We start from the raw sequence: 21,504 nt of genomic DNA on the forward strand, positions 1-21,504 counted from the left end.
CTAGCGTGTGCCTTTCGGCCTGTGTTTCCTGTTTCCCCCGAGCCGTTCGCTCTTTTGCGGGGTGCAAAGGTAGTGAACTTCTCACTTAGTTTGCAAATCTTTTTTCAATCTTTTTTTCTTGCCTTTCAGCGAAGGCTTCCTTGTGAAGCGGGTTGCAAAGGTAAGAACCTTTTCCCTTTCCGCAAGCAACAAAGGAAAGTTTTTTTCGAAGCGAGCAGGGCCTGAACCCTGTGTTACGAAGCGGCCCCCTTTCGGAACCGGGTTGCAAAGGTAAGCACCTTTCCGTCCCGAACAAGCAGACAGGCGAAGTTTTTTTCTGCCCTGAACCTGCCCCCGCTCTCATCCTCTCTTTCCCGACGTTCCTGCTGAACCGGGATGCAAAAGTAGGCAAAAAGAACTGCGATGCAAGGCCCCCGCCAGAAAAAAACAGCCAGAATCCCCCTCCTCTTAGCTAACGCACTCTAAGCGAGCGGGAATAGTTTTGAAATTACTAAAAGCAACCCTCAGCTGTTTTCTTGAGCAACGTCATTGTAATCTCAGCCATGGATTGAATAAGTTACTATATGCCTTTGCGGTAGCCTACTTTCCTTATATATTTAATAAGTGGTAGTTATACCCATTTACCTTACTGATCTTACAAAATCTAGCTACATGAACTTCAAACTGGTATATTATAAGCCTAAATCAGGCTCTTTAGCATCTCTTGTTGCGCTATCTTGTATCTCTCTGCTGTCTTTTACTTCTTCCTGCTCATCTGAACCTCCTGTTTCATCCCTTCAGCAAGGTAAATCGAATGAGTGGCAGTCGCTTTTTAATGGCAAAGACCTCGATGATTGGATTGTGAAGATACACCACCATGAAGTAGGTGATAATTATGCACAAACGTTTCGGGTGAAAGATGATAAGATCCAGGTGAGTTATGATGGGTATGGGGATTTCGATAACCGGTATGGGCATTTGTTTTACAAGGAGCCTTTTTCCTCTTACCATTTGAGTCTGGAATACCGGTTTACGGATGAGTGGCTGGAGGATGCACCGGATTATACCTATCGGAATAGTGGTATTATGTTTCATTCGCAAGCGCCCTCTACTATCCTAAAGGAGCAGGACTGGCCTGTATCTGTAGAGTTTCAGTTGCTGGCGGGTGAGGACAATGGCAAACCGCGGCCTACGGGTAATATGTGCTCGCCAGGCACCGATGTGGTTTACCAGGGAAAAATCGACCCCAGGCATTGCATCGACTCCTCCTCCAAAACCTTTAAGTGGGACCAGTGGGTTAAGGCGGACCTTATAGTATATAAAGACTCGTTGGTAACGCACCTTATTAATGGCGACACGGTATTGCAATACAGCTTACCACAGATTGGCGGAGGTATAGCTAATAACTACGACCAACAAGTGATTCAGCAGGGACAGCTTTTGAAAGAAGGATACATTGCCTTACAGAGCGAAGGCCAGGGAATTGAGTTTCGCGATGTCAAAATCAAAAAATTAGACACACTCAAAAAGAAATAAAAGTAGGTTGTCGCTTATTTGGCAACCTGTCTCACAGTTTGTTTCAACAGCGTACATGCGCTTCCCGATGCCTTCTCCAAAAAAGGCTGTGGCTATAGCGGTGTGTCCCTGCGACTTCAAATCGTTTTAGCATCGCTTTACATTTGTATCGCATCAGGTCAGCAGCAAAATAGTATGCTGCAGTAGGATGCCATTCTCATTCCTGTTTTTAATGGCTGGCCAGTGCTTTGCAGGTAACTGAGTAAGGTATGGTTAGGCAGGGCGTTTTCCTAAGGAATGGATTTTGCATAATTTTGTATGCCTAGGGTAGCACCCCTAGCAATCATAAATTCATTATACCATCTTAACCATGCGTAAATTTCTATTACTGGCCATGTTGCTGGTAACGACATTAGTTGAAGCACAGGTCATCACCTCTCCGGACAAAAACCTTACCCTTAAGTTTGAGTTGTTGGAAAACGGTGTTCCCTCCTATCAGCTGACATTTAAGAAAAAGCCTGTCATCAAGCAAAGCCGCCTTGGCCTTGAAACCCAGGACGTGCCTTCCTTTATGAAAGGCTTTAAAGTCACCAATACAAAGCAAAGCGCTCAAGACACCACCTGGACTCCGGTTTGGGGAGAGCAAAGCAAAATCAGAAGCAACTATAATGAGTTGCTGGTTACTCTGGCACAGCCGGAGCAGAAGGACCGCTTTATCCGCATCCGCTTCCGTTTGTTTAACGACGGGCTGGGCTTCCGCTATGAGTTTCCGAAGCAGGACCAACTCAAGTATTTCATTGTAGAGAATGAGCACACAGAGTTTAACCTGGCAGGTAACCACAAGATTTTCTGGATCCGGGGCGACTATGACACAAATGAGTATGCCTATACCACGTCTAAGATCTCCGAGATCCCGAACCTGATAGAGAAAGCTACCATCGACGTGCACGCGCAATCCCCGATCGATACCCTGTCGGTGCAGACGCCCGCTATGATGAAGACGGACAACGGGCTTTACATCAACATCCACGAGGCAGCCCTGATCAACTATCCCGCCATGCAGCTGAACGTGGACCCGAAAAACTACCGCTTGAGCGCGCACCTGGTGCCAGATGCAGTTGGGAACAAAGCGTATTTGCAAACAGACGCACAAACGCCTTGGCGTACCATTGTGGTAAGCGATAAGGCAACGGACATTCTGGCATCTAAGCTTATCCTGAACCTGAATGAGCCAACCGCTTACGAGGATGTATCCTGGATTAAGCCGGTAAAATATGTTGGCGTATGGTGGGAATACTTTGTGGCAGGTAAAAGCACCTGGGCGTATGGCACCGAAACAAACGTAAAACTAAGCGATGACCCTAAGAAATTGACACCAAGCGGCCGCCATGGCGCGACGAACGAGAACGTAAAGAAATATATTGATTTTGCAGCTGCAAATGGCTTTGATGCTGTGCTGGTGGAAGGCTGGAACGTTGGTTGGGAAGACTGGTTTGGCAACTGGAAAGAAGAGGTATTCGATTTCGTGACGCCGTACCCTGACTTTAACGTGAAAGAATTATACCAGTACGCCGCCTCCAAGGGCGTAAAGATCATGATGCACCACGAGACATCCGGCTCCGCCACTAACTATGAGCGCCGCCTGCACCAAGCTTTCCAATTCATGAAAGACAACGGGTATAACTCTGTGAAAACAGGTTATGTAGGCAAGATCATTCCGCGCGGGGAGCACCACGACGGCCAGTGGATGGTAAACCACTACATCCATGTAGCCAAAACAGCCGCAGACTACCAGATTATGGTGAATAGTCATGAGGCCGTCCGACCTACCGGTTTGCACCGCACGTACCCGAACTGGATTGCGCAGGAATCTGCCCGCGGCACCGAGTTTGAGTCGATGGGCGGCCTTGCGCCGGAGCATACCACCATCTTGCCGTTTACCCGTTTGATGGGCGGCCCAATGGATTATACCCCCGGTATCTTCCAGACAGACCTTTCGTACTACGGAACCGGTAGCACCCAGCGCGTGAACACCACGCTGGCAAAGCAGCTTGCCTATTATGTAACCATGTATAGCCCATTGCAGATGGCTGCCGACCTTCCGGAAAACTACCTGCGTTTCCCGGATGCTTTCCAGTTTATCAAAGATGTGGCCATCGATTGGGATGACACTTACATTCAGGAAGCTGAACCAGGCGACTACGTGACAATTGCCCGTAAGGCGAAGGGCAAAGACGAGTGGTATGTAGGAGGCGTAACAGATGAGACGGCTCGTACAGCCACCATCCCGTTCAGCTACCTGCCGAAAGGCAACCGCTACATCGCCACTATTTACGCCGATGCAAAAGACGCCAGCTGGAACAAAAACCCGCAGAAGTACACTATCCGTAAGGTAGAGGTAACGCCTAAAAGCACCCTGAAGCAGTATCTTGCCCCTGGTGGTGGAGTGGCTGTCAGCGTTAAAGTAGCTGACAGAAAAGACCTGAGAGGGTTAGACAAAATCTAACATAAGCTGAGGGGCTTTGACTCACTCACAATAATATTAAAGAAGGCTTGCACTTTGTGGTGCAAGCCTTCTGCTTTTAAAGCGGTATCATCGCGGCATACTTACCCGACTCCGTATTCTTCCGGGCTTTTGAAATCCCAGTATACCTCCAGCGTTGTGGGCCCATCCAAGTAGGCAGGGATCGGAGTATAGATAATTAATCCTCTTTTCAGAATCCTTTTTCCGGTTTTAGCGATAGCGGTTGCCTTCCAGAGCAGGCGGTTATATATCTCTAATCCGACGGGCCGCTTTACCTGCACATAGGGACTCGTGGCCTCAAACCTGAACACGGTGGTATACATATCGCTTCGCCTTGGTGAGTATCTTAAGTTACGAAACAAATGCGATAAAGCGAATAAATTTTTATACCAAAGCATGTCCGCTTCATAGTATCCAAAAATGTAGAATGGCTCACCTCGCTACTGAACCGATGTAAACGACTTAATCACCTGGCGTTAGATCAGTTTTTCCAGTCGCTGCGTCATGTCATCTATTATCTCTTCGCTCCACTTGACCGCCATCACCTCATACTCTTCTCTCTCCCAGCGTTGCAGGTAATCCTTGCGGAGCCAGGTCTGTTGCTTGTCAGGGCCAATGGTATAATCATCCTCCTCTAAAGTAAAGACCAGGTTCTTGGTCAGGTCGAACGGTTCTGCCCCCGGTCTGTTGAAGCCCTCTAGCCGCACCCGGATGCCCAGATGCAACACGTTTCCCTGCGCAATGCTGACTACATCATCGGGCTCTACACGAGGGCCTCTCGTCCAGGTATCCACGATCAACTCTATGCCAAAATTCTCAAACATCGGCAGCACAGGCTCCAGGCTTTGGTGCACCTGCTGGCCTAGGGTTGGCAATACCCTGTCGTATAGTTGCTGAATGGTTTGCTTGCTTCGGGTGATCTCTGACATGGCGTACTGGTATAAAGAGTTATAGAGAGTTCAATCGTTTATATTTCAAAAACCATTCGCGCTCTCTGATGTTCAAAACTACAGGCTATACCTTCCAACTCCAAAAATATCCGGTTTACCGAGGTAGCGTTGCTTGACAGACTATGATAATATTCCGCACCAACGGCATGTTTTTTGTAACTTATGGCCCAAATAACAACCTAAAGCGTTTAACTCGCGCTGCATTACTCACTTTAACTCATTTACATGACGAATAAGCTTCTATTGGCTGGAAAAAAATCAGCCTTACTGGCCATACTTGGCTTGGGTGCCTGCACGGCCTCCCAAACACAAACACCATCCCAAACAACCGCAACTGCTTTTGAGCAGCAAAAAGAGCAGGACAACATCCTGTTGGCAAAATTCCAAGGTCCTTATGGCGGGGTACCGGCTTTTGATAAGATGAAGCTGGAAGACCTGAAGCCTGCCATAGAAAAGGGTATGGCACTGCAACTGGCCGAGATCGAGAAAATTGCGAACAACCCAGCGGCCCCTACTTTTGAGAACACCCTTGTGCCGATGGAAAAGGCAGGCGAAGAGCTTGGCCGCGCTATGACGTATTATGGTATCTGGAGCAGCAATGTTTCTTCTCCGGAGTTCCGCGAAATTCAGGCGGAAATGGCCCCCAAGCTGTCTGAGTTCCGCTCTAAAATTTCTCAGAACGAGAAGCTTTTTCAGCGCATCAGAGCGGTTTACGACAAGTCGCAGAAAGCACCGCTGCCAGCCGACCAGCAGCGGGTGGTGCAATTGGTGTATGAGGACTTTGCCATGGAAGGCGCTAACCTGGATGCCGCAGCCAAAGAACGGTACGCCGCCATCAACAAGGAGCTTTCCAAACTTTATACCTCCTTCTCGAACAATGTGCTGGCCGATGAGGAAAACTATGTGGTATACCTGACAAAAGACCAACTGAGCGGCCTGCCGGAGTCTTTTGTAAAAGCAGCCGCCAAGGCCGCCACAGACCGTGGCCAGGCCGGCAAGTATGCGGTAACCAACACCCGCTCGTCTATGGATCAGTTTCTGACATACTCGGATGAGCGTGCGTTGCGCGAGAAGGTATGGAACACCTACTATTCCCGTGCCGACAATGCCGACCAGTACGATAACAACGAGAACATTGCCAAGATTCTGAAGCTGCGTGATGAGCGTGTGCAGCTGTTGGGGTATGAAAACTATGCCCAGTGGCGTTTGCAGAACCGGATGGCCAAAACGCCTGAGCGCGCCATGGAACTGATGGACGCCGTTTGGCCCGCAGCCCTGGCCCGGGTGAAGGAGGAAGTGGCCGACATGCAGGCCGTGGCCAATGCCAGTGGCAAGAAGATCCCCATCTCGCCTTGGGACTACCGCTACTACGCCGAGAAAGTGCGCAAGCAGAAATACGACCTCGACTCTGATGAAGTAAAGCAATACCTGCAGCTAGACAACCTGACGCAGGCATTGTTTTTTACGGCTGGCGAGCTCTTTAACTTTGCCTTTACCCCTGTGCCGGAAGGCTCTGTACCTGTTTTCCATGAGGATGTGAAGGTATGGGAAGTAAAAGACAAGACCACCGGACAGCACATCGGCCTTTGGTATCTCGACCCTTTTGCGCGACAGGGCAAGCGCTCTGGGGCCTGGGCAACAACGTACCGTAGCCATACCACCTTCAACGGTAAGGAAACGGTGTTGTCGTCGAACAACTCTAACTTCATTAAGCCAGCACCAGGCGAACCAGTATTGGTGTCTTGGGATGATGCCACTACGTTTTTCCACGAGTTCGGCCATGCGCTGCATTTCCTGGCATCTAACGTAAAGTACCCAACGCTGAACAGTGGCGTGCGCGACTATACCGAGTTCCATTCGCAGTTGCTGGAGCGTTGGTTATCGACGGACAAGGTGATAAACCAGTTCCTAAAGCACCACAAAACCGGCGAGGTGATGCCAGCCTCTCTGATTGCCAAGATCAAAAACGCCTCTACCTTTAACCAGGGTTTTGCCACCACCGAGTTCCTGGCTTCTGCCCTGATGGACATGAAATTCCATACTGTTGACCCAGAGGGCATGGATGCAGACAAGTTTGAGCGCGAGACGCTGGAAGCTTTGAATATGCCGAAGGAGATTGTGATGCGCCACCGTTCACCGCATTTCGGGCACGTATTCTCTGGCGAGGGATATGCCACCGGCTACTATGGCTACCTATGGGCCGATGTGTTGACGTCGGATGCTGCCGAAGCATTTGAGGAGGCACCAGGCGGATTTTATGATAAGGAAGTAGCCGCCAAGCTGGTGAAATACCTGTTTGCGCCGCGCAACTCCATGGACCCCGCAGAGGCGTACCGCAAGTTCCGTGGCCGCGATGCCAAGATAGATGCCTTAATGCGTGACCGCGGTTTCCCGGTTCCTAAACCTACCTCCAGCAAATAAGCTTGCGAGAGCCTAAATAAGAAAGGAGCAGCCTGACAGCTGCTCCTTTCTTATTTGATGGGCTTTGTATAGTTAATTCACCACTAACTTGCGTTGCAGCGATGCCGACTTGCTACTGGCGCGCAGTATGTAAAGGCCGCTCTCAACATGCCGGTTAAAATTCAATTCCACCGTTGCATCACCCCCGGCATCAGTCAGTACATCGGTGGTGTATAGCTTATTCCCCAGGAGATCAAACAAGGTGATGTTTACCTGTTCTTCGCTCCCATACTTCTTCAGCATAACAGACAAACTGGTACCTGCGTTGGGGTTAGGATATATCACCAGGCTGCGGATTTTCTCTTTAACGCTGTCCAACGGTTTCTCAGGCTTTATCACAACCACGTAATTGCTCATAGCGCCTGTGGCCGGGGCCATTAAATTACCTCCCAGGCTTACTTTACCCGCCGGAAACGCTTTCATATACAAATCCAGTTCCGAAATGGAGTAGTCGTCAACGCCGAGTTTTTCTGGCATTTTCTGCCATCCTTCCAACCAGGAAGGAAGCGCCGTAGCCCTTGGGTCGTAAGCAACATACATAGTGGCTTTCTCCCCTAATTCGAAAGAAAGCGCGATAGTGGCTGTACTGGCTTTATCTACATTGGGCGTTTTGATGAACGGGGCTCCGACAAGGTACTCAGGTACTGCGTTTACTTTGTAAGCCCGGTCAGAATAATGCGTTACGCCCTCAGAAAGATGCGAGAGGATGTAGGTTTTCCCTGTTGTGGTTTCGATGTCTTTTACCAGCACCGGTACAATCTTCTCCGTCACCATCACAAAATAGTTGTTGAGTGCCCCTGTTGCCGGACCATACAGGTTGCCGCCTAAGCTCACCTTACCTGCCGGAAACTCTTTGCTATACAGATCCATGCTGCTGATCCTGGAGTCATTTACCCCGATGTTTTCACTAAGCTTCTGAAATCCGGTCAGCCAGCCCGGTAGCTTCTTTGCCCTTGGGTCATAGGCCACTACTACGGTTGCTTTTTGGCTCAACACAAAGGACAGCATCTTGGCGTCTTTGTTTTGCTTGTCGTCGTTGGCGGTTTGCAGCAAGGTGGCCCCCTCCAAAGAAGAAGGCACAGCGGTTACGCCATAGGTTCGGTCGGTGAACACTTTGGCTCCAATCTCCAGACTTGTCAGCGCGTAAGTTTTGTTTGTGGTGGTAATTACTTCACTTACCATAATGCCCGTTTGCTGCGCGCTGCTAAGCGGGGCCGGGAAAATATTTTCAGGGTGCTGTGCATTTGCGCGCAGCAGTACGCTGGCTAGTAAAACGACAGTGAAAAGAGGGCGAAGGCGAAGTTTAGTTAAAGCGTAGTAGAGCTTTGTTTTCATATGCACATCTATTAACAATTTGTATACTGCATACCATTAACGAAATATATAATTATATGTTTACTAATATTAAAATTTTCAATACAAAAAAATTAAATACAATCATGCCCTGGTTTAGCATTAGGCCAGGCTTATAGTCTTCTAGCTATAATACCATAAATATTTAAAGCCTTTCCCCGAAAATGCGGCCCCAGACTACAATAATTCCGCATTGGCACGGCATTTATTTCGATAGGGCCAGACCAAAAGCATGTAGTGCACAAGTGCCCCTCGTTTAAATATGATATTTTATTCATCTGTAAATTGGCTTTTAATCCTGAACATTAGGCAAACAAATAGTTTAGTGTTCGTACACAGGCAAAGCCTTTCTGAGTAGAAAGGATGCAAAATTTATCTTTACTAACCGCACTATGAGCAAACAACAGAATATAGAAACACAAAAACAATTTGGGGAAGCTATCAACACCGGAAACTTGCAGCGTTTTCATGACCTGATGGCCCCGCATGTGAAAGACCACGACCCTGCACCAGACCAAGGATCCGGCCCAGAAGGCTTCGTGCAGTTTTTCACCACTTTCCGCTCGGCTTTCCCTGACCTAAAGGTGGCAGTAGACCACATGGTTGCCGACGAGGACAATGTGGCCATTGCCTACACTGTGACCGGAACCCACAAAGGCGATTTCATGGGCTTGCCTGCAACGGGTAAAAAAATAAGTGCCCGCGGTGTGCAGATCGCCCGCTTCGAAAATGGCAAAATTGTAGAGCGGTGGGGCAGCTCCGACGAATTGGGTATATTAAAGCAAATTGAGGAAGGCCTCAAAGCTTAACTGGCATTTCCTTAAACCAAAACGGCTCCCCACTCATGCGTGAGGAGCCGTTTTTATTGAGATCAGTTATGCCTTGATCACAAAAAATATGCTTGGCTTTTATGCGGGCCTCTGGTTGTTGGCGCGCAGGAAGCGGCTGATGGCCTCCCCTATTTGCATGAGGTTGCTGGTTTCTTCTGCTGTAAAATCATAAGGTACAGGTTTAGCCACCCCAATAGTGCCGTACAGTTCCCCGTCCAGCAGAAGTGGCGCCGCAATGGAGCCTTCCACTTTGGTTTCTTTGGCAGCAGGCCTTGCCACGCCGGAATCATCGGTCTGTAGGTTGCACATCTCTACCGGTTCCATACGCTCTGCGGCAATCCCTGCCATCCCCTTGCCAACAGGTATGGCAGCCATTTTAGGAAGCAGAAAAGCCGGAATGCCTACCTGTGCCTGCAATTGCAACAGGTTTGTGGTTTGATTTAAAAAGTGCAGCGTGCCCGCAGAGCAGTCGAAAGCGCTGATCGTGTCTTGCAACAGGTTTTGCCAATCTACGATGTCCTGCGCTTGCTGTAAACTTTCCAATATATCTGAAACCCTTGTCGTCATAGGTATAATTTAAGTTATTGATCTGTGTTGTGCTTCAGCGAAGATACTAAAACCTGTGCCTATTGCCACCTTTGCACAGCTTAAAACTATACGGCAGCTTCTTACGCTGTTGTTCCATAAACTTTAAAATCAAGCCATGTATACCTTTGCGGTGTGGGGCTACTGCGCTACTTTTGAAGTTTATACATCATTCTGATATCGGGCGACACCTCACTATTCCCGGGTATGTCCCGCTACCTATTCAGACTCCGGCAACATGACACAGACAACAACCCAACTGGGCTTAAAGGAAAACGCAGGCCAGTTTTGGCTGCTGATGCTGATCGTTGGCTTCATCGGAGCCACTGTTGGCCTGGAACGCGCCGTAATTCCCCGATTTGCCGAAACGATGTTTGGCATGAAAGGCCATTCCGCCATCTTAACGTTTATCATTGCTTTTGGCTTGTCCAAATCAGTGGCCAATATGCTTATGGGGCAACTCTCAGCCCATTATACCCGCAAGCAGTTGCTGCTGGCAGGCTGGCTGTTTGCCTTGCCTGTACCCTGGCTGCTGGTTTATGCCGACAGCTGGTGGTGGGTGATTGTGGCCAACCTGCTGCTGGGCTTGAACCAGGGCATCGCCTGGACGGCCAGCATCGTGATGACGATTGACCTGGTAGGCGAAAAGAACCGTGGCCTGGCCATGGGCATCAACGAGTTTGCCGGTTACCTGGCGGTAGGCCTTGCTTCTTTTCTGGCGGGGTACATTGTATCTTCCACTGGCGATGTGACCTATGCCTTTATTCCGGGCATTGCGTTCTCGGTGGCAGGTATAGTGCTGACACAATTTTGGGTGCGCGACACAAAGGCACACGTGCAGGCGGAAGCGGCCATCAGCACCGTACCGCTGCTCCCAAGCATCTGGAAAGACACGACCTGGCGCCATATTAACCTAGGGTCGGTGACGATGAATGGCTTCGTAACCAAAATCAACGACGGTGTGTTATGGGGGCTGTTGCCTGTTGTGCTCAGTTCTAAAGGCTATACCATTGTGGAAATCGGTTTTCTGGCGGGCATATACCCGGCTGTATGGGGCATTGGGCAATTGTTCACGGGCAAACTTGGAGACAGCTACTCGCGCAAGCAACTGCTATGCATAGGCATGCTGGTGCAGGGCGCAGCGGTGGCCACGCTCTTTTTTGTGGGGTCTTACGCTACGATGGGCCTAGCGCTGGCAGCGGTAGGTTTGGGCACAGCCATGGTATACCCCACTTTCCTGACGCTGGTAGCCGACAACACACACCCCAGCCAGCGCTCGCAGAGCCTGGGGATCTTCCGGTTTTGGCGCGACTTCGGGTATGTGGCAGGTGCCATAGCCGCCGGCATTATCGGAGATTTGTTTGGGGCCGAGGTGGTTTTGCTGGGTGCCGGTTTACTTACCGTTGGCGTAGGCTTGTTCTCTGAGGTTCGGATGCAACGCACGCCGGTAGCCTCTCCTGTGCAAGAACCGGCTTAAATTGGATCATGGCCTTTGTCCGCAAATAATGTTACCATTAAAGGGCCTGTCCGCCATGAGATTTATCACAAAAACATGATGCCTGTGCAGCACGCACTACCAAATTAACTCAGTTTAACCACATAATCAGCAGGTATAAATCCGGAGCTTTTTGCACTTTTGGTTTGACTTTGGCATCGTAATTGGGTAACTTTAGCTACGTGTGCTTGTGCAGGAAATATCACTCGGCAACTATTTCGCTTGTTTCTGTTATATTTTCCGCGATGGCAGGTATATGTACTAAATCTATTTTCTAACCCAATCCTAACCAAACCATTATGGTATCAATGAAGAAAGGGAGTATTGTAGCCGCTGTTGTAGTGGCATCTATGTGCTTCGGACCTGCAGCTTTTTCACAAACAACTACCGCCCAAGGTAACGCTACGCAGGAGCAAAATGACAGCCCATTCTCTCAAGAGGAGCTGAAAAGCTTTGTAGCCGCTAACACCAAAGCTACTAAAATCCAGAAGGAGAGCCGCGAGTCACTGATCGCCGCTATCGAGGCAGAAGAACTGACGGTGGACCGTTTCAATGAGATGGCTAAAGCCCATCGTGAGAAAAAATTGAAGGAAGTTGCAGAAAACCCTGAGGAAATCGCGGCTTTTAGTAATGCCGCGCAGGCCATCGTGAAACTACAGCCTGAGACAAAAGAGAAGATCAAGCAGGCCATTGAGGGCGAGGGCTTGACCATGGAGAAATACGACACGATCATGAAAGCGTATGAGCAGGATGAAGACCTACAGGTTGAGATCCGCAGAATAGTGCATGCAGCACAGTAAGCTGTTCACATATCCCACAAAAAAGCGATGGGCTCCCGGTATACACTGTGAGCCCATCGCTTTTTTTATGCTTTGCGCCTACATAAAATTACCATACATAGGTTCCTACGGCTCCTGGGGCAAGTGATACAGATGCTGCTTTCTCGCCCTCCCGTATCTGAAAATTCTGGCTTTGTGCACTCTCGTTCATAACTAAGAGCACTGTTTGCCCAGTTGGGGTTTTGTAGGCTGCGCTAGGCAGGCTGTCGGGCATGGTGCTCCCGATGCGCACCGAGCCTGGGCGCACAAACTTGGCGGCATGGGCCACAATATAATAGGCCGGGTTGCGGGTAACCGCATCTCCATCTATCGTAATAGCGCCGAGGCACTTGGTACAACCACCCTGGGTATGGGGATTCTGATTTGGGTCAGCGGCCAAGTTCCATTCCAGCACTGTTCTGGCCCAATTGCGGGGCGCCAATATCATCAGGTTTTTCACGTGCCAGGCCAGGTCTTCCGGGAAATTGCCGGGTGCCCCGATCCATTGCTCCGTGAAGTAGAGGCTTTTGTCGGGGTGTGCCGCGTGCACCTCGGAGAGCGCCTCGATCTTGCCGCCATACAGGTGAAAGGCAGACCCATCGACATATTGTCTGGCCTCCGGGTCGTTCAGAATTGTGATCGGGTAGTCAGGGCGGTCGGCATTATGGTCGTAAAGAATGATCTTCGTTTTGATGCCTGCTTTCCGGAACGCGGGTCCAAGGCTTTGCTTGATGAAATTGGCCTGCTCTTCGGGGAGCATCAGCAGGCTGGGGTTATTGCCGGGGTGCAGTGGCTCGTTCTGGACCGTAATGGCATCGATGGGTATACCCTCGGCGGCCATCCCCTGTACATAACGGACAAAGTAGCGGGCATAGGCATCATAGTATTCCGGTTTCAGGCTGCCACCCTTCGAGTTGTTATTGGTCTTCATCCAGGTGGGTGGCGACCAGGGTGAGCCCATCAGCTTTATACCCGGATTGATTGCCAGGATTTCTTTCAAAACCGGAATGAGATGCGCTTGCTCCGGGGCCAGGCTGAAGCGCTGCATTTCAGGGTCTGACTCGCCGGCAGGCAGGTCGTTATAGGAGAAAACCCGGTCATCGAGGTCAGAGGCCCCGATGCTCAGGCGCAGGTAACTCACCCCAATGCTGTTGCCTGTGGTGCCGAACAGTTCCTGCAGGATAGCGGCCCGGGCATCGGGCGACATCTGGTGCAGCAGCATGGCACTGCCGCCCGTCAGGGTATAGCCAAAGCCGTCCATCTCCTGGTAGGTTTCAGCTTCGTTAAGGACGATGGTGGTGCCTTGTGCCGGGCTCTCTTTGAAAGAAATGGTTGCCGCCTGCCGCTCAAAGCGCTTTGCCTGATCTGGCGTAGTGAGCCATAGTTCGGCAGTTGGGACCTCTGTTACTGCCTGAACAGGCCCTTGCTGGCATCCGGCAACAAAAGCTGTTCCCAGCAATGCAGCAGCTATAATGACTTGTATTATTTTGTTTTGCATACCAGGTATAAATGGTGGAAATTCCATTCGGGCTATAGGGAATCACTTTTTTAACATGCCCACTGGTATAAATTTAAGACTTATTGCGCTCCCTGCAAGTGCTTTTCTATGGGTAGCCCCAATTCAAACCGGCTTACTTCCTGCACCTCACCTGCCAACATACCTGTTGTAGTGATGTCCGCGATACGGACGCGCACCAGGCGCAACGTTGGGAAGCCGACAGCGGCGGTCATTTTGCGCACCTGCCGGTTTCTGCCCTCCGTTAAAGTGATGGCTATCCAACTGGTAGGTCCATGGCGCTCATCACGTATCTTGCGAGCACGGGGCGGCAGATCAGGTGCTTCACCCAACCTCCGGACTACGCAGGGCTTAGTGAGATATAGTTCCTGCTCCGTCCTGATCTCGACGCCTTCCCGCAATTGCTGCATCGCTTCGTCCGTAACCATGCCATCCACCTGGGTATAATATTCCTTTTCTACCTTGCTGCTGCGCACCAGTTCGCTCACCTTCCCGTCGGTGGTAAGTAGCAGTAGCCCTTCGCTGGCCTCATCGAGGCGGCCAATGGCCATCGTGCCCTCCGGAAAATCATGCAGCATCCCCAACACTTTTTTCTTTTTGGTTTCGCTGATAAACTGGCTGACATAGCCATAAGGTTTAAAAAGGATGAAATGACGGTGCATGGTCAGGTGGGGTATAAAACTGGCACAAAGGTACAGGCAGAGTATCATACTTACAAAAGCCTTTGCGCGCACACACTAGCCGGGAGATATAGAGCGCATCCTACATCAAAAAAACATTATATTTATACCATCCAAACCCACTAGATCCTCATGAAAACTTACACCCTGTACCTCTCTCTCCTACTGCTTCTAGGAAGCAGCTGCGTCACACAAGAAAACGATTTTATCAGCAAGTACTGCCCTGGGTCGTGTACTGTGATTAAGGGTAACATCGCTACTGCGAATGGCACGGTTCCACTGTCGGGTATAAAACTCGAAGCCACCTGGAGCAATGTGAACCTGCCGAAGTTAAGCGGGGGTACTGTGCGCAGAAAGGCTGTGACTCAAACTGATGCTGACGGAAATTACGAGCTTCGCTTTTTGCTGCGCGATGACGAGTTGGTGGATGGCAGAATATTTATAGAAACCGCTATAGATGAGGGCAAGTTTATAACCTGCGGGGCAAGCCAGCCTGCATTTTATATGGCTGGGGACCTTCCTCGCGACACTACCTTGGTAAGAAACTATGTATTGCCACGCAGGGCCACTCTAGCACTTGAACTCCAAAACCGAGAGGCCATCTCTTCCGGAGATGCATTCTCGACCATTATCACTTACAAGGCTGGCATCAACAGAAGCAACTGCGTGGGTGGCGTAGTAAATTGGAGCACTAATACGTCACAAAGCGTGGAACGTGATGTTCCTGCAGAGCAACCGGTTGTAGTAGAAACCTACCGGACAAAAAATGGCGTGCGAACAACAGCCCAAGACACCCTGCTGCTGGCACCAGGGCAGCATTTAACCTACCAACTAAGCTACTAATGCGGAATTTGTTTCTTTTGCTGCTTGTACTCTGTGTTGTAAAGGTAGCCACAGCGCAAGATATGCCTACCGCCCCCGCTATGCTTTCGCTCCGGTTAGGTTCCGCTTACCCGATCGGCGATTTTTCAAAAACCCGTTTTGATGATACCTTACCGGCCTTTGCTGCGGAAGGATTGCTGGTACAGCTGAGTTATACCCATCCTGTCCGGCCTCTTCTGGTGCTTGGGGCAACCACGGGCTATCGCAGTAATCCCTTCCAAGAAGATGCCTTCGCAAAAGACAATGACGACCTGGTCATCAGCATCCAGAGCACGGGTTGGCGCACTGCCTATGCCTTGGCTGACGTGCAGTTACAGGTACCACTCCATACCAAAACTGCTTATTATTTGCGCGGCAGTGTGGGTGGGGCTTTTAACCGATCGGCTTCCTTGCTAGTGGAAACCCGTTTTGGCACTATCAAGCGAGAAAAGGACACGGCTATTGCGCTGATGTTTGGCCTGAGCAGCGGTGTGCAGTTTACCCTAAACAGAGTTGTGCTTGATATTGGCGGTAGCTTGCTAAATACGCAGTCTGGGTTTGAAGTCGTGGATGCACAGGGTAACCGTATAAACGACAAGCAGCCACTCAACACCGCCAGCATTACCGTGGGAGTCGGTTACCCGCTTGCCAGGAGCAAAGAGTAAAATAATCCCCGATATTAGTGTTTGAAGTGGTTTTTACCAGCAGCGCATCCTATTTCGCGTTTAACGGGTCTATTAACCCCCTCCCAGGTTTCATGAGCTGTTGGAACACACTGTAAAAATCAGGAGCACTTGTCATCTCACAGTTTGCCACGTATGATTTAGGGCATTTACCAATTTACTAAACCGTTTTATCTAAACCTTTAGAAGGTTTTATTATATTTACTAGTAGACTTAAACAGAAAACTATGAACTATAGAAGATTTGGAAGAACAGGCTGGGACGTCAGCGAGATTGGGTATGGCATGTGGGGTATGGCAGGCTGGACGGAGTCGGATGACACGCAGTCGGACCGCTCCCTGGATATAGCCGTGGAAGGCGGCTGTAACTTTTTCGATACAGCCTGGGGCTACGGCGCGGGCAAGAGCGAGCAGATTCTGGGCCGCCTAGTAAAGCGCCACCCGGAGAAGCGGCTTTACATCGCCACCAAAATCCCGCCGAAGAACATGACGTGGCCATCCAAACCCGATTTCAAGTTGGAAGACTGTTTCCCGGCAGACCACATCATCGAATACACGGAGAAAAGCCTGAAGAACCTGGGGGTGGAAACCATCGACCTGCAGCAGTTTCATGTATGGGAGGATGCCTGGGCCGAGAACGAGGAGTGGCAGCGTGCCGTGGAGAAACTGAAAGCCGACGGCAAAATTCAGCACATGGGTGTGAGCGTGAACCGCTGGGAGCCTGAAAACGTGCTGAACACCCTGCGCACCGGCCATATCAGTAGTGTGCAAGTGATCTATAACATTTTCGACCAGGCACCGGAAGACACGTTGTTCCCGCTGTGCAGGGAACTGGACATCGCTACCATCGCCCGCGTACCGTTTGACGAAGGAACCCTGACCGGCACCTTCACAAAGGAAACCACATTCCCTGAAGATGATTGGCGCAGCACCTACTTTGTGCCCGAAAACCTGAATTCCAGCGTAGAGCACGCCGACCGCCTGAAGCCGCTGGTACCAGAGGGTATGACCATGCCGGAAATGGCGCTTCGCTTTATCCTGAGCAACCCCGATGTGAGCACCACCATACCGGGTATGCGCAAAGCGCAGCACGTGAAGTCGAACCTGAGCGCAAGCGACGGCAAAGGCTTACCCAAAGACCTTTTACAAGAACTGAAGCAGCACCGTTGGGACCGCGAGCCTACCGAGTGGTCGCAGTAAACCGCTACACCTTACAGGTATAAGCAAACAGCCCGGCCCCAATGCAAATCAGGGCCGGGCTGTTTGTTTTGCCACACCCTGGTGGCTGGTTGCTTTACGCTTTGATTGGAATCGTTACAGTTGAATGGCTTTTTATTTATAAGAGAAGCCCAAGCTTCAGCCCACCTAACACGCGCATGCCGCTGAACCCAAAATCATAGGCATTCACATCAAACCGTTTGCTGCTGTAGTTGGGATTGCTGCTACTTATGGTGTAACCAAAACCTATGTATAAATCTATCAGCAGTGGCCTGGGCCTGAGTGGCCGTTGCACCCCAATCAAGGCGGTAGCTCCCCAGCGGTTAATTTTTTCGTTGAAAGGCCGGTAACGGTAGTGCTATGTCTCCAGGCCTTGCGCATCAATTTGCTGGGTCCACCCTTTCTTTTCGAATTCAACATTAAAGTGGTGGTAATTTAGGCCGTATGCAAAATAGCTCCCTTCGTGAGATAGCTCTGAGAGATAAATCCGGTGCAGTACTTCCAGCCCATACCCCATCACCTTGCTACCATCTTCTTCTTCGCGGCTGCGGCCCGTAAACTGATCGAGGGCTCGTGTCTGGCCGCTGTAGAAGCGGGGCGATAGAAGCAGGCTCTGCAAACTGTCTGTGATCAGGGTTTTCTCTATATCCAAATGAAGCCCGCCGAAAATCAGATGCTGCGGACTGAATTTAAGGCTCATCGGCTGTGGGTTTGGCGTGACTTCCTGCGCAGTTGCAGCCCCCGAAAGCAGCAATGCCAGCCCTGATAGTGCCCATACTATAAATCTCTTTGCCATAAGCTTATCAGTTAAGGCTCAGGGGTGATGTCGATTTTACTGAGGAGCTTAATTGTATGACCGGTATAGTTATACTGATACAGTCCGTCGCTGCCCACCACCAGTAGCTGGCCGTTATCTGGAATCACGTCATAGGCGTTGATCTGAAAATGGTGCTTTAGCTTCAGGTTCATCACATCGGTGGCGTCGTATACTTTCAGGCCGTCATCGCACACAAAAAGCAACCCACCATCTATGCCGAGTCCTATGGGGTTGGTCATGGGGTATGGCTTTGCCAGGAATGGGGCCCGGAAATCCTCTATGTCCACAATGTCTAACTGGTTAACGGCCGTGGTGCAGGTGTTGCCGGTTCGCAGGGTTACGTAGGCATACCGGCCGTCCGTCACCACAGGGTCGCAGCTGGTCACGTGCTCATACAACGACAATACCTCGGGCGTTTCCGGGTGTTCGATGCTCAGGATGTACATGCCCCGCATGGTGCCAATGAACAGCTTATCCTGAAACGGAAAGATTGTCTCGACACCGGTCTGCAGCGGCAGCCGGTGTCTTTTCTGTGGATCTGCCGGGTCGCTGATGTCAAAAAGGTTCAGGCTTTGTTGGTCCACGGTATAAAGGTAGTCGCCGCTGACGGCAAATCGGGCCATGGAGCCGCCCTGCCCCTGCGTGCCTCCTGAGGAAGAATCAGTTGAAGGGGAAGAGCCACCGTCGGGGCAGGCTGTGAGCACAAACGCCGCCAGCACCAGAAGAACAAGTAAATTGGTTCGGTTTTTCATGCGCTGTTATTCTGGTTTTATTAATTCCCAACCCACAATCACAGCATCCTTTGGCGCACCTGCCCGGTCGTAGTACCAGCCCAGGGCATCAGGCGTGAGCAATGGCGGAAACGCTTCCCGTACCCGCTTCCGGACTTTTAGCGCGTTCACATCGCTGATATCGATGGCGACGAGATCCACCGCATTGTCAACATACAGCACGTTGTCTTTCACAGCAAAGTCTACACTGCCCGGCACCTGTATAAATCCCAACTTGATGGGGACCGAGGGATTGCGGTTATCGATTAGATGAATGCCCTTGTAGCGCTCATTTACCAGCACATACGCACCGTACTTGTATAGTTTGCCTGCATCGCTAATCGGAATCGGCGCCAGCATTTTGATAGAGGATTCCAACTGCGCTCTGCTCATGAGAATGGGCTGGTAAGCAGACAGCGGCTGGGGAGACGCCGTTTCCCAGCACGCCGTCAGCATTCCCATCGCGAATACCAATAGGAGGTGTGGTTTTATCTTTTTCATAGAGGCTTTGTTCAGGGCTGGCAATGTGTATTAAAGTTAAGCTATAATCCGGTCCCCACAAGACTAATTGTTTTATTTTAGAATCAAATAACACAATTTAGCTCAAGTTTAAGTACACCGTGATGTCAGGCTAAGGATATAGCATCAAGATGTACCGCGAAGCCCATCTGAAAGAATCCAGCTATAGGTAAAACCTAACCTTCATGCCGATATCTCCGGCCCGGTGCGTATGTTTCAAACCATAATCAAATTAGCTTGACCTTCATAAAAGGGTTTCTTGCCATTTAAACCAATACATTCTTATCATTCATCAATATTTTAATAAAAGATGAAGGGGCTTTGCTTATTTTTTCATATTTTAAATAAATAAAATGAGCAATCACTTATACTTAAATTAACATGAAAGATATTATCAGTCGTGCGCTTCTCCTGAGCGTAATGTTGCTAACCCTGTGTAGCCTGGCAGCCTTTGCCCAGCAAAAGCAATTAGGTGTATTTGAGGGGAACACGGACATTGGAAAAGTGTTAAAACCCGGTGCTGCAAAATTTGATCAGAAAACCCGGCAGTATGAAGTTGCCGGATCGGGCTATAACGTGTGGTTCGACCATGACGAGTTCCACTACCTGTATAAGCGCATGACAGGTGATTTTATCCTGTACACCCGCGCGAAACTCGTGGGCAAAGGCGTGGACCCGCACCGCAAAGTGGGCTGGATGGTTCGCAAGGACCTTTCAGGAAACTCCCCACACGTTAATGTAGCAGTGCACGGCGATGGGTTGACATCCCTACAGTACCGCGAAGCCAAAGGCGACAGTACCAAAGAAATCCGTGCGGATTTGACTGGTGCCGACGTGATCCAATTGGAGCGCAAAGGCAATACCTATACCATGCGTGTGGCTAAATTCGGTCAGCCTTTTGAAACAAAGGAAGTAACGAACCTGAACTTGGGTGATGAAGTGTACGTGGGCCTGTTTGTGGGTTCGCACAACAAGGATGTGCTGGAGAAGGGCATTTTTAGCGATGTGCGCCTCACGGTGCCTGCCCCAGATGACTTGGTGCAGTACCGCGAGTACCTGGGCAGCAACCTCGAAATTCTGGATGTGAACACCGGCGATCGGGAGATTATTTATACCTCCCCCAAATCTCTGCAGGCCCCGAATTGGACCCCGGACAATAAGACCCTGATTTACAACAGCGATGGCCTAATTTACACCTTCGATTTGGCCACCCGCCAGCCAAAGCAATTAAACACCGGCAGCGTGACCAATAACAACAACGACCACGTGCTTTCATTCGATGGTAAGATGCTGGGCATCAGCAGTGGTGTGGAGGCACTGGGCGGCTCTATCATCTATACCTTGCCTGTTACTGGCGGAGAACCTAAGCAGATTACGCCAAAAGGTCCTTCTTACCTGCACGGCTGGTCGCCGGACGGAAAAACACTTACCTACACGGCAGAGCGAAACGGTGAATGGGATATTTATACTGTTCCCTCTAAAGGAGGCAAGGAAAAGCGCATGACCACAACCAAGGGGCTGGACGACGGTTCGGAATATTCCCCTGACGGCAAGTACATCTACTTCAACTCCAACCGCAGCGGCGACATGCAGATCTGGCGCATGAAAGCCGACGGCAGTGAGCAGGTGTCCCTTACCAACAGCGATTTCCACGACTGGTTTCCGCATGTATCGCCAGACGGGAAGTCGATCATTTTTGTATCGTTCCTGAAAGAGGAAGTTGAACCCGGCGACCATCCGTTTTACAAGCATGTGTATCTGCGCATGATGCCAGTGACTGGCGGAGAGCCGAAGGTTATCGCTTACCTGTATGGCGGCCAAGGCACCATCAACACCCCTTCTTGGTCCCCGGACAGCAAAAAGGTAGCCTTTATCAGCAACACGGTTCTGCCACAGGAAAAAATAAAGTAATGGATAACTGCTCCCTGAACG

At 50.3% G+C, this 21,504-nt stretch carries 19 protein-coding genes; 10 read left to right on the top strand and 9 right to left on the bottom strand.

Annotation, left to right across the window (positions count from 1 at the left end; genetic code table 11):
- Positions 1-651 precede the first annotated feature (651 nt).
- Both ACXYMU_RS12440 and ACXYMU_RS12445 read left to right on the top strand, forming a co-directional pair.
- Complete coding sequence (locus ACXYMU_RS12440) at positions 652-1,515, top strand: 3-keto-disaccharide hydrolase (protein ID WP_458986724.1); 864 nt, start codon at positions 652-654, stop codon at positions 1,513-1,515.
- 349 nt (positions 1,516-1,864) lie between these two features.
- Positions 1,865-4,000: a glycoside hydrolase family 97 protein gene (locus tag ACXYMU_RS12445; protein ID WP_458986725.1), complete on the top strand. Its 2,136-nt coding sequence runs from the start codon at positions 1,865-1,867 to the stop codon at positions 3,998-4,000.
- 101 nt (positions 4,001-4,101) lie between these two features.
- On the opposite strand, the gene ACXYMU_RS12450 is transcribed toward ACXYMU_RS12445, so the two are convergent.
- Together ACXYMU_RS12450 and ACXYMU_RS12455 are read right to left on the bottom strand one after the other, a co-directional pair.
- Positions 4,102-4,341 (bottom strand): hypothetical protein, encoded by a 240-nt coding sequence (locus tag ACXYMU_RS12450; protein ID WP_458986726.1) that lies wholly within the window; start codon positions 4,339-4,341, stop codon positions 4,102-4,104.
- Positions 4,342-4,494: 153 nt separating this feature from the next.
- The gene (locus tag ACXYMU_RS12455) at positions 4,495-4,947 is read right to left on the bottom strand and encodes a hypothetical protein (protein ID WP_458986727.1); all 453 of its coding nucleotides are present in this window, start codon (positions 4,945-4,947) and stop codon (positions 4,495-4,497) included.
- Between the two features lie 246 nt (positions 4,948-5,193).
- Here ACXYMU_RS12455 and ACXYMU_RS12460 point away from each other — a divergent pair, with 246 nt between their 5' ends.
- On the top strand, positions 5,194-7,389 hold the full coding sequence (locus ACXYMU_RS12460) for a M3 family metallopeptidase (protein WP_458986728.1): 2,196 nt from the start codon (positions 5,194-5,196) through the stop codon (positions 7,387-7,389).
- A gap of 72 nt (positions 7,390-7,461) precedes the next feature.
- On the opposite strand, the gene ACXYMU_RS12465 is transcribed toward ACXYMU_RS12460, so the two are convergent.
- A complete protein-coding gene (locus tag ACXYMU_RS12465) occupies positions 7,462-8,763 on the bottom strand; it encodes a T9SS type A sorting domain-containing protein (protein ID WP_458986729.1) in 1,302 nt (433 codons plus the stop codon).
- 410 nt (positions 8,764-9,173) lie between these two features.
- Between ACXYMU_RS12465 and ACXYMU_RS12470 the strand changes: the two genes are divergently transcribed.
- The gene (locus tag ACXYMU_RS12470; protein WP_458986730.1) at positions 9,174-9,590 is read left to right on the top strand and encodes an ester cyclase; all 417 of its coding nucleotides are present in this window, start codon (positions 9,174-9,176) and stop codon (positions 9,588-9,590) included.
- A 99-nt stretch (positions 9,591-9,689) separates the two neighbouring features.
- Here ACXYMU_RS12470 and ACXYMU_RS12475 read toward each other — a convergent pair whose 3' ends face one another.
- Complete coding sequence (locus ACXYMU_RS12475; RefSeq protein ID WP_458986731.1) at positions 9,690-10,178, bottom strand: GAF domain-containing protein; 489 nt, start codon at positions 10,176-10,178, stop codon at positions 9,690-9,692.
- A gap of 256 nt (positions 10,179-10,434) precedes the next feature.
- Between ACXYMU_RS12475 and ACXYMU_RS12480 the strand changes: the two genes are divergently transcribed.
- Positions 10,435-11,673: an MFS transporter gene (locus ACXYMU_RS12480; RefSeq protein WP_458986732.1), complete on the top strand. Its 1,239-nt coding sequence runs from the start codon at positions 10,435-10,437 to the stop codon at positions 11,671-11,673.
- 326 nt (positions 11,674-11,999) lie between these two features.
- Positions 12,000-12,491, top strand: a complete 492-nt coding sequence (locus ACXYMU_RS12485) for a DUF4168 domain-containing protein (protein WP_458986733.1) — start codon at positions 12,000-12,002, stop codon at positions 12,489-12,491.
- Positions 12,492-12,579: 88 nt separating this feature from the next.
- On the opposite strand, the gene ACXYMU_RS12490 is transcribed toward ACXYMU_RS12485, so the two are convergent.
- Both ACXYMU_RS12490 and ACXYMU_RS12495 read right to left on the bottom strand, forming a co-directional pair.
- Positions 12,580-14,007 (bottom strand): glycoside hydrolase family 30 protein, encoded by a 1,428-nt coding sequence (locus ACXYMU_RS12490; RefSeq protein WP_458986734.1) that lies wholly within the window; start codon positions 14,005-14,007, stop codon positions 12,580-12,582.
- Positions 14,008-14,087: 80 nt separating this feature from the next.
- Positions 14,088-14,687, bottom strand: coding sequence for a pseudouridine synthase (locus tag ACXYMU_RS12495; RefSeq protein ID WP_458986735.1), 600 nt, complete (start codon positions 14,685-14,687; stop codon positions 14,088-14,090).
- Positions 14,688-14,837: 150 nt separating this feature from the next.
- Here ACXYMU_RS12495 and ACXYMU_RS12500 point away from each other — a divergent pair, with 150 nt between their 5' ends.
- The 3 genes from ACXYMU_RS12500 to ACXYMU_RS12510 all read left to right on the top strand — a co-directional run bounded on the left by ACXYMU_RS12500 (position 14,838) and on the right by ACXYMU_RS12510 (position 17,448).
- Positions 14,838-15,548, top strand: a complete 711-nt coding sequence (locus tag ACXYMU_RS12500; RefSeq protein WP_458986736.1) for a hypothetical protein — start codon at positions 14,838-14,840, stop codon at positions 15,546-15,548.
- A gap of 62 nt (positions 15,549-15,610) precedes the next feature.
- Positions 15,611-16,231, top strand: a complete 621-nt coding sequence (locus tag ACXYMU_RS12505; protein ID WP_458986737.1) for a hypothetical protein — start codon at positions 15,611-15,613, stop codon at positions 16,229-16,231.
- Positions 16,232-16,476: 245 nt separating this feature from the next.
- The gene (locus ACXYMU_RS12510) at positions 16,477-17,448 is read left to right on the top strand and encodes an aldo/keto reductase (protein ID WP_458986738.1); all 972 of its coding nucleotides are present in this window, start codon (positions 16,477-16,479) and stop codon (positions 17,446-17,448) included.
- 376 nt (positions 17,449-17,824) lie between these two features.
- Here ACXYMU_RS12510 and ACXYMU_RS12515 read toward each other — a convergent pair whose 3' ends face one another.
- From ACXYMU_RS12515 to ACXYMU_RS12525, 3 genes are read right to left on the bottom strand one after another with little or no spacing between them, the layout of a single operon-like run.
- A complete protein-coding gene (locus tag ACXYMU_RS12515) occupies positions 17,825-18,262 on the bottom strand; it encodes a hypothetical protein (protein WP_458986739.1) in 438 nt (145 codons plus the stop codon).
- 11 nt (positions 18,263-18,273) lie between these two features.
- Entirely contained in the window at positions 18,274-19,035 is a 762-nt protein-coding gene (locus ACXYMU_RS12520) for an LVIVD repeat-containing protein (protein WP_458986740.1), read from the bottom strand.
- A gap of 6 nt (positions 19,036-19,041) precedes the next feature.
- On the bottom strand, positions 19,042-19,554 hold the full coding sequence (locus ACXYMU_RS12525) for a hypothetical protein (RefSeq protein WP_458986741.1): 513 nt from the start codon (positions 19,552-19,554) through the stop codon (positions 19,042-19,044).
- Positions 19,555-19,953: 399 nt separating this feature from the next.
- Here ACXYMU_RS12525 and ACXYMU_RS12530 point away from each other — a divergent pair, with 399 nt between their 5' ends.
- Entirely contained in the window at positions 19,954-21,483 is a 1,530-nt protein-coding gene (locus ACXYMU_RS12530) for a TolB family protein (protein WP_458986742.1), read from the top strand.
- The last annotated feature ends 21 nt before the right edge of the window (positions 21,484-21,504 follow it).

It is taken from the genome of Pontibacter sp. CAU 1760 (assembly GCF_054482735.1).

What these genes read in the sequence shown, in the direction of transcription:
- ACXYMU_RS12480 (WP_458986732.1), top strand. Translation starts at nt 10,435, where the DNA reads ATGACACAGACAACAACCCAACTGGGCTTAAAGGAAAACGCAGGCCAG.
- ACXYMU_RS12495 (WP_458986735.1), bottom strand. Translation starts at nt 14,687, where the DNA reads ATGCACCGTCATTTCATCCTTTTTAAACCTTATGGCTATGTCAGCCAG.
- ACXYMU_RS12445 (WP_458986725.1), top strand. Translation starts at nt 1,865, where the DNA reads ATGCGTAAATTTCTATTACTGGCCATGTTGCTGGTAACGACATTAGTT.
- ACXYMU_RS12515 (WP_458986739.1), bottom strand. Translation starts at nt 18,262, where the DNA reads ATGGCAAAGAGATTTATAGTATGGGCACTATCAGGGCTGGCATTGCTG.
- ACXYMU_RS12440 (WP_458986724.1), top strand. Translation starts at nt 652, where the DNA reads ATGAACTTCAAACTGGTATATTATAAGCCTAAATCAGGCTCTTTAGCA.
- ACXYMU_RS12485 (WP_458986733.1), top strand. Translation starts at nt 12,000, where the DNA reads ATGAAGAAAGGGAGTATTGTAGCCGCTGTTGTAGTGGCATCTATGTGC.
- ACXYMU_RS12460 (WP_458986728.1), top strand. Translation starts at nt 5,194, where the DNA reads ATGACGAATAAGCTTCTATTGGCTGGAAAAAAATCAGCCTTACTGGCC.
- ACXYMU_RS12525 (WP_458986741.1), bottom strand. Translation starts at nt 19,554, where the DNA reads ATGAAAAAGATAAAACCACACCTCCTATTGGTATTCGCGATGGGAATG.
- ACXYMU_RS12465 (WP_458986729.1), bottom strand. Translation starts at nt 8,763, where the DNA reads ATGAAAACAAAGCTCTACTACGCTTTAACTAAACTTCGCCTTCGCCCT.
- ACXYMU_RS12510 (WP_458986738.1), top strand. Translation starts at nt 16,477, where the DNA reads ATGAACTATAGAAGATTTGGAAGAACAGGCTGGGACGTCAGCGAGATT.
- ACXYMU_RS12455 (WP_458986727.1), bottom strand. Translation starts at nt 4,947, where the DNA reads ATGTCAGAGATCACCCGAAGCAAGCAAACCATTCAGCAACTATACGAC.
- ACXYMU_RS12490 (WP_458986734.1), bottom strand. Translation starts at nt 14,007, where the DNA reads ATGCAAAACAAAATAATACAAGTCATTATAGCTGCTGCATTGCTGGGA.
- ACXYMU_RS12470 (WP_458986730.1), top strand. Translation starts at nt 9,174, where the DNA reads ATGAGCAAACAACAGAATATAGAAACACAAAAACAATTTGGGGAAGCT.
- ACXYMU_RS12450 (WP_458986726.1), bottom strand. Translation starts at nt 4,341, where the DNA reads ATGTATACCACCGTGTTCAGGTTTGAGGCCACGAGTCCCTATGTGCAG.
- ACXYMU_RS12475 (WP_458986731.1), bottom strand. Translation starts at nt 10,178, where the DNA reads ATGACGACAAGGGTTTCAGATATATTGGAAAGTTTACAGCAAGCGCAG.
- ACXYMU_RS12520 (WP_458986740.1), bottom strand. Translation starts at nt 19,035, where the DNA reads ATGAAAAACCGAACCAATTTACTTGTTCTTCTGGTGCTGGCGGCGTTT.
- ACXYMU_RS12500 (WP_458986736.1), top strand. Translation starts at nt 14,838, where the DNA reads ATGAAAACTTACACCCTGTACCTCTCTCTCCTACTGCTTCTAGGAAGC.
- ACXYMU_RS12530 (WP_458986742.1), top strand. Translation starts at nt 19,954, where the DNA reads ATGAAAGATATTATCAGTCGTGCGCTTCTCCTGAGCGTAATGTTGCTA.
- ACXYMU_RS12505 (WP_458986737.1), top strand. Translation starts at nt 15,611, where the DNA reads ATGCCTACCGCCCCCGCTATGCTTTCGCTCCGGTTAGGTTCCGCTTAC.